Source organism: Roseburia faecis (assembly GCF_001406815.1).
In the GTDB taxonomy this organism is placed as follows: domain Bacteria; phylum Bacillota; class Clostridia; order Lachnospirales; family Lachnospiraceae; genus Roseburia; species Roseburia faecis.
The window spans coordinates 56,935-69,705 of the sequence record NZ_CVRR01000060.1 but is presented as its reverse complement, the minus strand read 5'-3'; the positions used below and the strand labels follow the sequence as shown (position 1 = coordinate 69,705).

Here is a 12,771-nt window from a genome sequence, read left to right as displayed (position 1 = left end):
ATAGGGCTATTCATCTGAATTTCAGGTGAATAGCCTTTGAAATTTTACACATGAAGAAAAAATGTCTGGAATGTGTCGTTCTCTTGTTGTTTATTTTTGCTTTGACACATGGCATCATCCAAAATACACAGCCGCTGAAAGAGACTAAGGAAGTACAAACTGAATATGAGGAAAAAACCTCCCAGGTCACGGAGAAATCACAGGAAACCGAGCCGGAAGTACAGGATCTGGAAAACCAGATTTTAAGGACTGCCTCCGGAAAGTTTTTTCAGAAATATCCGGTGGATGAAGCCTTTATGGGATGGATTGAAACGAAGTATGGGAGCGGGGTGCTGCAGAGTCTGTATACACAGCTGGAAAACGGAAATCAGGACCCGGATCTGTGGTATCGGTTTACCAGAAACAGTATGCATGTTCTGTGGCTTATGTATTGCAGGCAGCAACAGTATATGTCATATTCGTATGAGGATGTGATCTGGAAAGAAGCATCCGATCCGGCATGCATCCGTCTGGATTTTGTCGGGGATATCTGTCTGGATGAGAATTGGTGTACGGGGAAGACGGCAAAGAATCACATGGCGGATTATTTTTCCGATGAAGTAAAAAAGGAACTGATTTCGGCAGATTTTACGATGGCAAACAATGAGTTTGCTTATACAACACGGGGACAGAGGCAGGTTGGCAAAGCATACTGTTTTCGGGCAGATCCCAAAGATGCCGGATTCCTGCGCACACTGGGAATAGATATGGTCTCTGTGGCAAATAATCATGTGTTTGATTATGGTGAGCAGGGATTTTTAGATACGCTGGATGCATTGCATGCAGCGGGAATTTCGTACAGTGGTGGTGGCAGAAATCTGACAGAGGCAAGCGCTGTGCGTTATGTGGTCACAGGTGGACGAAAGATTGCGATTGTATCTGCAACGGAAATCGAAAGGTTTTATCATTTTACACAGAAAGCCCAGAAGGAGAAACCGGGAGTATTAAAGACCCAGCAGGAAGAGGTATGGAAGAAAGAACTGAAGCGTGCGAAGAAGAACAGTGATTATGTGATCGCGTATGTTCACTGGGGAACAGAAGGAAAGATCCATTATGGGCAGGATCAGACAGAGATTGCAGACCTTTGTGTAAAAGCTGGTGCAGACGCCGTGATTGGTGGACATCCGCACCGTCTGCAGGGCGTTGAGTTTATAAAAAATGTGCCGGTGGCATACAGCGTGGGAAATTTCTGGTTTTCTACCGGAAAACTTTACACAACGATTGCACAGATTCAGATTGATGATTCCGGCAGTCTGAAATTGCGGATGATTCCGTGCATACAGGATTCGCTTACGCCTTCGATTCTGACAGAAAAAAAACAGATCAAAGCATTTTATCATTATCTGGCAGACATCTCCAATCATGTGGGAATTGATGAGGACGGATTCTTTTATCCGTATAAAAATGTCGAAAAACCGGGAGTTTCTCCTTATGCCTATACGTCCGGAAGGCGTTATGGACAGTATTTTGATGATGTGGATCTGGATTTAAAATCGATAGATATCGTGGGAAATTTGCAGTGAACACTTGCAATCCCGTTCAAATTATGTAATATAATAAGTGTTTGTGTAACAATAATGAAGTACCATAGTATAGGATTGTTACAATGGAAAGAGAGGATGAATTATGAGCAAAAAACCTGTTGTTTTAATGGTTCTTGACGGTTATGGTCTGAATGACCGTACAGAGGGAAATGCCATTGCGCTGGCAAATACCCCGGTGATGGATAAATTAATGAAGGAATGTCCTTTTGTAAAAGGACAGGCTTCCGGTCTGGCAGTAGGACTTCCGGACGGACAGATGGGTAACTCTGAGGTTGGACATATGAATATCGGTGCCGGTCGCATTATTTACCAGGATCTGACCAGAATTACCAAGGCAATCGAAGACGGTGACTTTTTTAAGAATAAGGCACTGCTTGCAGCCATGGATAATTGTAAGAAAAATGATTCGGACCTGCATCTGTGGGGACTTCTTTCCGATGGTGGTGTGCACAGTCATATTACACATCTTTACGGACTGCTTGAGATGGCAAAGAAGCAGGGACTGAGCAAGGTATATGTTCATGCATTCTTAGACGGACGTGATACACCTCCTGCATCCGGAAAAGAATTTATCGAAGAACTGGAAAAGAAGATGAAAGAGATCGGTGTTGGAAAGATTGCTTCTTTATCCGGACGTTACTATGCAATGGATCGTGATAATAACTGGGATCGTGTACAGAAAGCCTATGATTCCCTGACAAAGGGTGAGGGCGTACAGGCAGAAGATGCGGTTAAGGCAATGGAAGATTCCTATGCAAAGGATGTAACAGACGAGTTCGTACTTCCTACCGTAATTACAGAGAATGGAAAACCGGTCTCTGTTGTAAAAGAGAATGATTCCGTGATCTTCTTTAACTTCCGTCCGGACCGTGCCCGTGAAATGACACGTGCATTCTGTGATGACAAGTTTACCGGATTTGACCGTCCGTTCATTAAGACAACATTTGTCTGCTTTAAGGACTATGATGAGACGATCCCGAACAAGCTGATCGCATTTGAAAAAGAGCATATTGTAAATACATTCGGTGAGTACCTGGCAAAGTGCGGAAAGACACAGCTTCGTCTGGCCGAGACAGAGAAGTATGCACATGTTACATTCTTCTTTAATGGCGGAGTGGAAGAGCCAAACGTTGATGAGGCACGTCTGCTGGTAAATTCCCCGAAGGATGTTGCAACATATGATCTGAAGCCGGAAATGAGTGCTCCGGAGGTTGGTATGGATCTTGTTGAGGCTATTAAGTCAGACAAGTATGATGTGATCGTTATCAACTTTGCAAACCCGGATATGGTCGGACACACCGGTGTGATTCCGGCAGCCATCAAGGCAGTCGAGCGTGTGGACGGACTGGTAGGAGATGCAGTCCAGGCGGTGAAGGATATGGATGGTGTTCTGTTTATCTGTGCAGATCACGGAAATGCAGAGAAAATGATTGACTACGAAACAGGTGAGCCACATACTGCCCATACAACCAATCCGGTACCGTTTATTCTCGTAAATGCGGATCCGAAGTATACACTGCGTGAGGGCGGATGCCTGGCAGATATTGCCCCGACCCTGCTTCAGATTATGGGATTAGAGCAGCCGAAAGAGATGACCGGAAAGAGTTTGTTAATCGAAAAATAAAAGAATAAGGAGAGCGAAAATGAAGGAATTTAAACCATTCAAAGAAGGAAAAGTAAGAGAAGTCTATGATAACGGAGACAGCCTGATCATTGTAGCTACTGACCGTATTTCCGCATTTGACAACATTTTAAAGAACAGGATTACGGACAAGGGCGCAATTCTGACCCAGATGTCAAAGTTCTGGTTTGATTTTACAAAGGATGTTGTTCCGAATCATATGATTTCTGTAGATGTCAGGGATATGCCGGAATTTTTCCAACAGGAGCGTTTTGACGGAAACAGCATGATGTGCAAGAAGCTTGAGATGCTCCCAATCGAGTGTATCGTTCGTGGCTATATCACAGGAAGCGGCTGGGCAAGCTACAAAGAAAACGGCACGGTGTGTGGCATTAAGCTTCCAGAAGGACTGGTAGAGTCTGATAAGCTTCCGGAGCCGATTTATACACCGAGTACCAAGGCCGATCTGGGCGATCATGATGAGAATATTTCCTTCGAGCAGTCTGTAGATGTGTTGGAGAAAATTTATCCTGGAAAAGGACTTGATTACGCAACACAGATCAAGGATTGCACCATCGCTCTCTACAAGAAATGTGCAGAGTATGCACTTTCCAAAGGAATTATCATTGCAGATACCAAGTTTGAGTTCGGTCTGGACGAGAACGGTAAAGTCGTTCTCGGTGATGAGATGCTTACACCGGACAGCTCCAGATTCTGGCCACTGGAAGGGTACAAGCCGGGACAGGGACAGCCTTCTTTCGACAAGCAGTATGTCAGAGACTGGCTCAAGGCAAATCCGGACAATGATTTCCTTCTTCCGGAAGAAGTTGTTACAAAGACCGTTGATAAGTACAAAGAAGCATATGAGCTTCTGACAGGTAAGCCTTTTACAAGATAGATATAGGAGATCACAATGATTCAGAATAACAGTTATGATGCGGATACACTTCATGAGGAGTGTGGCGTCTTCGGAATGTATGATTTTGACGGTGCAGATGTAGCATCGACAATATATTATGGACTGTTTGCCCTGCAGCACCGTGGCCAGGAGAGCTGCGGTATTGCAGTCAGCGATACCAGCGGTCCTAAGGGCAAGGTCCTTTCCTACAAGGGAATGGGACTTGTAAATGAAGTGTTCGCACCGGAAAATCTTGAGCAGATGAAGGGGGACATCGGAGTCGGACATGTACGTTACTCAACGGCCGGTTCTTCTACCCGTGAAAATGCCCAGCCACTCGTGTTAAATTATGTCAAAGGTACATTGGCACTTGCCCACAATGGCAATCTGATCAATGCACCGCAGCTTCGTAAGGAGCTGGAATATACGGGAGCAATTTTCCAGACCACCATTGATTCTGAGGTGATTGCCTACTATATTGCGAGGGAACGGTTGAATTCCCAGTCAGCAGAAGAAGCTGTGCGCCGTGCGTGCCAGCGTCTTAAGGGAGCTTACGCACTGGTTGTGACAAGTCCGCGTAAATTGATCGGGGCGCGTGACCCATACGGCTTTAAGCCGCTTTGTATCGGAAAGCGTGACAATTCTTATATTATCACATCGGAAACCTGTGCACTTGACACCATTGGTGCAACATTTGTGCGTGATGTGCTGCCGGGAGAAGTTGTGACCATTTCTCCGGAAAAAGGTATTGAGTCCGATATGACCATGGCACTTCCGAAAGAAAAGGAAGCACGCTGTATTTTTGAGTACATCTATTTTGCAAGACCGGACAGTCATATTGACGGGGTGAGTGTATATGCAAGCCGGATCAAGGCCGGAAAGTTTCTGGCACAGGATTCCCCGGTAGAGGCAGATCTGGTGACAGGTGTGCCGGAGTCCGGAAATGCTGCAGCACTTGGCTATTCTCTGGCATCCGGGATTCCGTATGGTACAGCCTTTGTCAAGAACAGCTATGTGGGACGTACGTTTATCAAGCCAAAGCAGAGCAGCAGGGAATCCAGCGTACAGGTGAAGCTGAATGTGCTGCGTGAGGCAGTGGCAGGGAAACGTGTCATTATGATCGATGATTCGATTGTAAGAGGTACGACATCGGATCGTATTGTGCGCATGTTAAGGGATGCAGGAGCAACCGAGGTGCATGTACGCATCAGTTCTCCGCCATTTTTATGGCCTTGTTATTTCGGAACCGATATTCCGGCGCGTGAGCAGTTGATTGCCTACAACCGTACGATTGAAGAGATCTGCCAGATTATCGGAGCAGATTCCCTTGGTTATCTCGGAATCGACCGTCTGAAAGAAATGGCGGAAGGACTTCCGATCTGTACCGGCTGTTTTACGGGCAAATACCCGATGGAACCGCCGAAACAGGACATTCGCGGAGAGTATTATGACAAAGAGATTGATCTTGAGCGCAAGATGAGCCGATAAGTTGTTACCAATGTATTCAAATAAAAGGAGAAGAACATGAGCACAGACAGATATACAAGCCCTCTTTCCGAGCGTTATGCCAGCAAGGAAATGCAGTACATTTTTTCCCAGGATATGAAGTTTTCCACATGGAGAAAACTCTGGATCGCACTGGCTGAGACAGAGATGGAACTCGGACTTTCCGAGAATGGAAAGCCGGTCATCACACAGGATATGATTGATGAGATGAAAGAACATGTCAATGATATTAATTATGATGTAGCAGTTGCACGTGAAAAACTGGTGCGTCATGATGTCATGAGTCATGTGTATGCTTATGGACAGCAGTGCCCGAAGGCAGCCGGTATCATTCATCTGGGGGCTACTTCCTGCTATGTCGGAGATAATACAGACATCATCATTATGAATGAGGCATTAAAGCTCGTACATAAAAAACTGGTCAGCGTGATTGCGGAGCTGTCCAATTTTGCAGAAAAATATAAGGATCAGCCGACCCTTGCATTTACGCATTTCCAGCCGGCACAGCCGACAACAGTCGGAAAGCGTGCAACACTCTGGACACAGGAGTTTCTGATGGATCTGGAGGATCTGGAGTATGTACAGAGTACGTTAAAACTGCTCGGATCGAAAGGAACGACCGGTACACAGGCAAGTTTCCTGGAACTTTTTGACGGGGATCAGGAGACGATCGATAAGATTGATCCGATGATCGCAGAGAAAATGGGATTTAAGTCCTGCTATCCGGTTTCCGGACAGACCTATTCCCGTAAAGTGGATACCCGTGTTTTAAATGTTTTAGCAGGGATTGCTGCCAGTGCGCATAAGATGTCTAACGATATCCGTCTTCTGCAGCATTTAAAAGAAGTAGAGGAGCCATTTGAAAAGAACCAGATCGGATCTTCTGCGATGGCATACAAGCGCAACCCGATGCGGAGTGAGCGTATCGCTTCCCTGTCCCGCTATGTGATGGTAGATGCATTAAATCCGGCCATTACTTCTGCAACACAGTGGTTTGAACGTACACTTGATGATTCTGCCAACAAGCGTCTGTCGGTTCCGGAAGGATTCCTTGCAATCGATGGTATCCTGGATCTGTGCTTAAATGTTGTAGATGGCCTGGTGGTATATCCGAAGGTAATTTACAAGCACTTTATGGCAGAGATTCCATTCATGGCAACCGAAAATATTATGATGGATGCCGTAAAAGAGGGTGGAAACCGTCAGGAACTGCACGAGAAAATCCGTCAGCTGTCCATGCAGGCAGGAAAGACCGTCAAGGAAGAGGGTAAGGATAACAATCTGGTAGATCTGATTGCAGCAGATCCGGCTTTTGGTCTGACAAAAGAACAGATCGAGGCAAACTTAAAACCGGAGCTGTATGTGGGTCGTGCACCGCGTCAGGTGGAAGTATTCCTGCGTGATGTGGTTCGTCCAGTGCTGGATGCACACAAAGAGGAACTCGGCGTTACTGCAGAAATTAACGTATAAATGAACCTATAAACAGACCGGTCGGTTATGCTAAGAGACCTCCCATAACATGGGAGGTCTTTCTTTTTCTTTGGATTTGAATAAATTTCTTTCTTTTTCACACAATAATGAAAAAAGGAGGACAACAGGAATGGGTCTGATGATCAAAATTATTGAAATTCATGGAAGGGAAATTCTGGATTCAAGAGGAAATCCTACGGTTGAGGTGGAAGTGACCGCGCAGACAGAGACAACGGGAAAGAAGACTACGGGCAGGGAATCTGTGCCATCCGGAGCCAGTACCGGAAGATTTGAGGCGATTGAGCTGCGGGATGGACAGGAACGTTATTTTGGGCTTGGAGTACAGCGCGTTGTGGATCACATCAACACAAAGATCCGCAAGGAGCTGTTGGGAATGAATGTGCTGGAACAGGTACAGATTGACCGCAAACTTGTGGAACTGGATGGGACAGACAACAAAGGAAATCTGGGGGCCAATGCTTTACTTGGTGTTTCTTTAGCCTGTGCGCGCTGCGCAGCGGCAGCACTGGATATGCCGTTGTACCGTTATCTGGGAGGACCGAATGCAAAAAAATGGCCGATGCCGATGATGAATGTCATAAATGGCGGAGCGCACGCAAAGAATTACCTGGATTTTCAGGAATTTATGATTGTACCGGTCGGAGCCGAGTCGTTTCCGGATGCACTCCGGATGGGTGCGGAAATTTATCATTTTCTGAAAAAAATTTTGCAGAAAGAAGGCAAACTGACGGCAGTGGGGGATGAAGGCGGATTTGCACCGGATTTTTCCAATGCGGGAGAAGTGTTTGCATGTCTGCAGCGTGCCGTGGAGGAAGCCGGATATAAGGTGGGCAGCGATGTTGCATTTGCCATGGATGCGGCAGCATCCGAGCTGTACAGTGAGGAAGACGGAATGTATCATTTTCCGGGAGAAGCGCAGACACATGCAGAGGTGGATGTCAATCTGCGGCGTCCGGACACGCAGGGCGGTGCTTATACATCTGACGCACATGTGAAAACGCAGGAAACCACCGAAAAAAAAGAAATCCTGCGCAGTGCACAGGAAATGATTTCGTTGTATGAAGAACTTACCACGGAATATCCGCTGATTTCTATTGAGGACGGTCTGGATGAAGACGACTGGGAAGGCTGGCAGGAATTGACAAAGCGCATGAAAGAACAGGTGATGCTGGTGGGAGATGATCTGTTTGTCACGAATGTGAAACGAATCCGGTGCGGAATGGATCTTAAGGTGGCAAATGCTGTGCTGATTAAGGTCAATCAGATCGGAACGCTTACGGAAGCCATGGATGCGATTGAACTGGCACAGAAGAACGGCTATAAGGCAATTATTTCACATCGTTCTGGAGAAACGGAAGATTCTTTTATTGCAGATCTCGCGGTGGCAGTAAATGCCGGCTGGATCAAGACAGGCGCTCCGTGCAGAGGAGAGCGCACTGCCAAGTATAACCAGCTTCTGCGGATCAGTGAAACATTATAAGAGATTCAGACGTTTGGACATGATCTCCGGATTGACCGCTTCCGAGATGGCGGTGTGTTTGTCGATTCGTCCGTCTTTATAAAGCTGTAAGATGCTACTGTCCATGGCGATCATATTTTCTGCGGCAGAAGTGTAGATAATACCGTTGATCTGGCGCAATGCAGCACGAAGTGCCGTCAGATAGCTTGCGGTATCGGTATTGATCTCCCGCTGGGAAACAATGCTTTCCATTTCGCCGGTCCGGGAACCGATTACAATCCAGCTGGCGTACATCTGGGAAAAGATGCCGGACAGCAGCAGTGCTTTGTCGAATGATTCCCCGTGGCGGATATTCTCGTGACATTTGTCGATAAGTGCCTGCATATGCGGATTATTGACAAGTTCGCGTGCCAGGGTAAGACCGATATTACTGTCGAGTCCGCTGGAGAGAACCAGATACAGGCAGTTTGCAACGCGTCCTGAGGCAACCGTCATGGCAAGTTTCTGTCCGAGGAACAATACGCGCCCGAGATCGGTGTGATATAAAATCATACAGATGATAAGCAATACCAGAAAGGCAATGATAAATCCAAGCATATAATGATTGAGAATGGTACTGATGTGCAGAAGCGTCCGTGCGGTCCCGGTCAGCTCGCTTCCGAGTTCGGCATAAACTTTGGAAAAAACAGGTACGACTTTTGCATCAGAACCAGAATCACGGCGATCATCAGAAAGGCCATGACTGCAGCGTAATCAAAACAGATTCCTTTCTCAGCGGTGAAAACCTCATCGGTATCGGGAAGATATCCGCTTGTTACACTGGAAGCTTTGGAATAATCATAGGTAAAATGTGTAATGATATAATTATATACACTGCTGATGATGTCCAGATCGCTGGAAGCACCGTCTGCAAGTTCTTCGGCCTTGGCCACAGGGAGGGAATCGGCGGTGAAGTTCACGTACTTTGGGAACATCCACCAGTGAACAGACAAACACACAGTAATATAATCGGAATAAATCTGTACATTTGACAGGATTTCATGGTATACTCCTAATGATACAGTAAGTTCTATATTATCTGTGTTATATTATAAAGTGGAAATGAAAAGGAAAATTGTGAAATATAAAAAAATGTTGAAAAGACTTTTCTTTTATGATATAATTAATTAGTCGTGAGTTTAGAATTAGGAGGTGGAAATCGTGACCGTTTTAAATACGATTTTAACTATTGTATTTATTATACTGAGTATTGTAATTACAGTGATTATCTTAATGCAGGAGGGTAAATCTGCAGGTCTTGGCGCGATCGCCGGAGCAGCAGATACTTACTGGGGCAAAAATAAGGGACGTTCCATGGAAGGAATGCTTGTAAAGCTTACAAGAATTTTTGTGATTCTGTTCCTTGTCATTGCAATGGTTCTGAATTTGGGAATCTGGTAGAAACCGGAAGCTGTCGATTACATCGGCAGCTTTTTTCATTATATAAGGAGAAGATCTGGGTATGGACGCAAAGTATGAACAGCGGAAAAAAATGATATATGACTTTATGTGTGATGATATGTATGTTCCGATGAAAATCAAGGAACTGGCGATCGTCCTCGGAGTGAAGAAGGATCAGCGCCCACAGCTGGAACAGATATTAAATGAACTGATGACAGAAGGGCGCATTGTCTGTTCAAAGAGAGGAAAGTTCAGCAAATCCGAAGAGAAAAAGATCACAGGCACGTTCCAGGCACATCCGAAAGGATTCGGATTTGTCAGCGTGGAGGGGGAAAAGGAAGATATCTTTATTCCGGAATCCGAGACCAATGGTGCGATGCATATGGATACGGTAGAGATTTCCGTATCACCGGCAGTGACCGGACGCCGCAGGGAGGGAAAGGTGCTGCATGTGCTTGAACGGGGCATGAAGCAGGTGGTGTGCACGTATCAGCTGAATAAAAATTTTGGCTTTGCAGTGCCGGATAATCCAAAGTTTGGTTCGGATATTTTTATTCCGCTGGAGCGTTCGAAAGGAGCTGTAAACGGTCATAAAGTCGTTGTTGAAATCACACAGTACGGGAAAAAGGGAAAGAATCCGGAAGGAAAAGTGGTGGAGATTCTCGGGCATATCAATGATCCGGGGGTGGATATCCTTTCTATTGTGCGCGCGTACGGTCTTCCGGTGGAATTTGATCCGAAGGTCATGACGCAGGTAGAGCATGTGGCAAAGCCGGTATCGGAAGCGGATATGGCAGGGCGCATGGATCTGCGCGACTGGCAGATGGTGACCATCGATGGCGAAGATGCCAAGGATCTGGATGATGCGGTGTCACTTACCATGGACCATGAAAATTATATTCTGGGTGTGCATATTGCGGATGTGTCCAATTATGTGCAGGAGCACAGTGCTCTTGACACGGAAGCGTTGAAGAGAGGAACTTCTGTATATCTGGTGGACCGGGTGATTCCGATGCTGCCGCATGCCCTGTCAAACGGAATCTGTTCCCTTAACCAGGGGGAAGAGAGGCTGGCACTCAGCTGCATCATGACGGTCAATCCTAAGGGCGAAATTATCGATCACACAATCACAGAGTCAGTTATCTGCGTGGACCGGCGTATGACGTATACCAATGTGAAAAAAATTCTGGCAGACCATGATCCGGAGGTGATGGCGGAATATGAGCCACTGGTTCCGATGTTTGAAAAGATGGCAGAACTGGCAGCAATTCTTCGTAAAAAACGTATGAAACGTGGTTCCATCGACTTTGATTTTCCGGAAACAAAGGTGATTCTGGATAAGAATGGAAATCCGGTAGATATCCGTCCGTATGACCGCAATGTGGCAACGAAACTGATCGAGGATTTTATGCTTGCTGCAAACGAGACGGTGGCAGCCGAATATTACTGGAGAGAACTTCCGTTTGTCTATCGTACGCATGAGCAGCCAGATTCGGAAAAAATACAGAAACTATCCACGTTTATCAATAATTTCGGGTACTCTCTCCACATAGGAAGTGATGAGGTGCATCCGAAAGAACTGCAGAAGCTGCTGGAAAAAATCGACGGAACTTCGGAGGAACCGCTGATCAGCCGTCTGACCCTTCGCTCGATGAAGCAGGCACGCTATACGGTGGAAAATACCGGGCATTTTGGTCTGGCAGCGGATTGTTACTGCCATTTTACTTCGCCGATCCGCCGGTATCCGGATCTGCAGATCCACCGGATTATCAAGGACAGTCTGCGGGGACGTCTGGGCGAAAAGCGCATTGGCCACTATACGCAGATACTGCCGGAGGTTGCAAAGCATGCCAGTGAGATGGAACGGCGTGCAGATGAGGCCGAGCGGGAGACAATTAAGCTGAAAAAAGTGCAGTATATGGAAAACCATATCGGAGAAACCTTTGCCGGTGTTATTTCCGGAGTCGCAGAGTACGGATTTTTCGTGGAGCTGGAAAATACTGTGGAGGGTCTGGTACGTGTGACTTCCCTCACCGATGATTTTTATCAGTATTATGAAGAAACTTATGAACTGGTGGGAGAAGCAACGAACCGCAGGTTTAAACTGGGGCAGCAGGTGCGTGTGACGGTGGATAACTGTGACCGGATCATGCGGACGATTGATTTTACACTCGCAGATTCTGACGAAAATTGATGGAATTCTTAAAATTTTCAAAATAAAAGCAGCAGTTTATTGCATTTTGCAGGAAAATCATATACACTGAGTTTACAGAACAAAAAGGAGGGAGCCGGGATGGCGAAACAACCGAAGAAGTTAATAGCCAACAATAAAAAAGTCTATCACGATTATTTTCTCGAAGAGACTTTTGAAGCCGGTATCGCTCTTGCTGGAACCGAAGTAAAGTCCATGCGCATGGGCAAGTGCAGCATCAAGGAATCCTTTATCCATATTGAAAATGGGGAGGTGATCCTCTATGGTATGCATATCAGCCCATATGAAAAGGGAAATATTTTCAACAAAGATCCGCTCCGGCCGCGCAAGCTTCTGATGCACAAGAAAGAGATTCAGAAGATGGTCGGTAAGATCGCGCAGAAAGGATACACGATTGTTCCAGTGGAAGTATACTTCAAAGGAAGTCTTGTAAAAGTGCAGGTTGCTCTGGCAAAAGGAAAGAAGCTTTACGATAAGCGTCAGGACATTGCCAAAAAAGACCAGCGGCGGGAAGCCGAACGGGATTTCAAAGTGCGGAATCTTGGATAGGTGTTTCGCAAA

The 12,771-nt window shown here is 46.1% G+C and carries 11 protein-coding genes; 9 read left to right on the top strand and 2 right to left on the bottom strand.

Going from position 1 to position 12,771, the window contains the following annotated elements:
• Positions 1–50: 50 nt before the first annotated feature.
• The 6 genes from M72_RS13635 to eno all read left to right on the top strand — a co-directional run bounded on the left by M72_RS13635 (position 51) and on the right by eno (position 8,579).
• Positions 51–1,562, top strand: a complete 1,512-nt coding sequence (locus tag M72_RS13635; RefSeq protein ID WP_055068608.1) for a CapA family protein — start codon at positions 51–53, stop codon at positions 1,560–1,562.
• 103 nt (positions 1,563–1,665) lie between these two features.
• Positions 1,666–3,207 (top strand): 2,3-bisphosphoglycerate-independent phosphoglycerate mutase, encoded by a 1,542-nt coding sequence (gene gpmI / locus M72_RS13630; protein WP_055068607.1) that lies wholly within the window; start codon positions 1,666–1,668, stop codon positions 3,205–3,207.
• A gap of 4 nt (positions 3,208–3,211) precedes the next feature.
• A complete protein-coding gene (locus M72_RS13625; RefSeq protein WP_261291840.1) occupies positions 3,212–4,102 on the top strand; it encodes a phosphoribosylaminoimidazolesuccinocarboxamide synthase in 891 nt (296 codons plus the stop codon).
• Positions 4,103–4,117: 15 nt separating this feature from the next.
• Positions 4,118–5,590 (top strand): amidophosphoribosyltransferase, encoded by a 1,473-nt coding sequence (gene purF, locus M72_RS13620; protein WP_055068606.1) that lies wholly within the window; start codon positions 4,118–4,120, stop codon positions 5,588–5,590.
• Positions 5,591–5,626: 36 nt separating this feature from the next.
• Entirely contained in the window at positions 5,627–7,078 is a 1,452-nt protein-coding gene (gene purB / locus M72_RS13615) for an adenylosuccinate lyase (RefSeq protein WP_022045964.1), read from the top strand.
• Positions 7,079–7,208: 130 nt separating this feature from the next.
• Entirely contained in the window at positions 7,209–8,579 is a 1,371-nt protein-coding gene (gene eno, locus M72_RS13610; protein ID WP_055068605.1) for a phosphopyruvate hydratase, read from the top strand.
• Here eno and M72_RS13605 read toward each other — a convergent pair.
• Positions 8,574–9,155 (bottom strand): type II secretion system F family protein, encoded by a 582-nt coding sequence (locus M72_RS13605; RefSeq protein WP_055068604.1) that lies wholly within the window; start codon positions 9,153–9,155, stop codon positions 8,574–8,576. The two genes, eno and M72_RS13605, sit on opposite strands and share 6 nt — an antisense overlap.
• A gap of 50 nt (positions 9,156–9,205) precedes the next feature.
• Complete coding sequence (locus M72_RS13600; RefSeq protein WP_082413925.1) at positions 9,206–9,532, bottom strand: transglutaminase-like domain-containing protein; 327 nt, start codon at positions 9,530–9,532, stop codon at positions 9,206–9,208.
• Positions 9,533–9,758: 226 nt separating this feature from the next.
• Between M72_RS13600 and secG the strand changes: the two genes are divergently transcribed.
• From secG to smpB, 3 genes are all read left to right on the top strand, one after another.
• The gene (gene secG / locus M72_RS13595; protein ID WP_022045968.1) at positions 9,759–9,998 is read left to right on the top strand and encodes a preprotein translocase subunit SecG; all 240 of its coding nucleotides are present in this window, start codon (positions 9,759–9,761) and stop codon (positions 9,996–9,998) included.
• A gap of 61 nt (positions 9,999–10,059) precedes the next feature.
• Positions 10,060–12,192: a ribonuclease R gene (rnr, locus tag M72_RS13590; RefSeq protein WP_055068602.1), complete on the top strand. Its 2,133-nt coding sequence runs from the start codon at positions 10,060–10,062 to the stop codon at positions 12,190–12,192.
• Positions 12,193–12,291: 99 nt separating this feature from the next.
• Complete coding sequence (gene smpB / locus M72_RS13585; RefSeq protein WP_022045970.1) at positions 12,292–12,759, top strand: SsrA-binding protein SmpB; 468 nt, start codon at positions 12,292–12,294, stop codon at positions 12,757–12,759.
• The last annotated feature ends 12 nt before the right edge of the window (positions 12,760–12,771 follow it).

Bases quoted from the DNA above. Each gene is read 5' to 3' on its own strand.
- smpB (WP_022045970.1), top strand. From the start codon at position 12,292: ATGGCGAAACAACCGAAGAAGTTAATAGCCAACAATAAAAAAGTCTAT.
- M72_RS13605 (WP_055068604.1), bottom strand. From the start codon at position 9,155: ATGCTTGGATTTATCATTGCCTTTCTGGTATTGCTTATCATCTGTATG.
- M72_RS13600 (WP_082413925.1), bottom strand. From the start codon at position 9,532: ATGTTCCCAAAGTACGTGAACTTCACCGCCGATTCCCTCCCTGTGGCC.
- purB (WP_022045964.1), top strand. From the start codon at position 5,627: ATGAGCACAGACAGATATACAAGCCCTCTTTCCGAGCGTTATGCCAGC.
- rnr (WP_055068602.1), top strand. From the start codon at position 10,060: ATGGACGCAAAGTATGAACAGCGGAAAAAAATGATATATGACTTTATG.
- gpmI (WP_055068607.1), top strand. From the start codon at position 1,666: ATGAGCAAAAAACCTGTTGTTTTAATGGTTCTTGACGGTTATGGTCTG.
- eno (WP_055068605.1), top strand. From the start codon at position 7,209: ATGGGTCTGATGATCAAAATTATTGAAATTCATGGAAGGGAAATTCTG.
- M72_RS13635 (WP_055068608.1), top strand. From the start codon at position 51: ATGAAGAAAAAATGTCTGGAATGTGTCGTTCTCTTGTTGTTTATTTTT.
- purF (WP_055068606.1), top strand. From the start codon at position 4,118: ATGATTCAGAATAACAGTTATGATGCGGATACACTTCATGAGGAGTGT.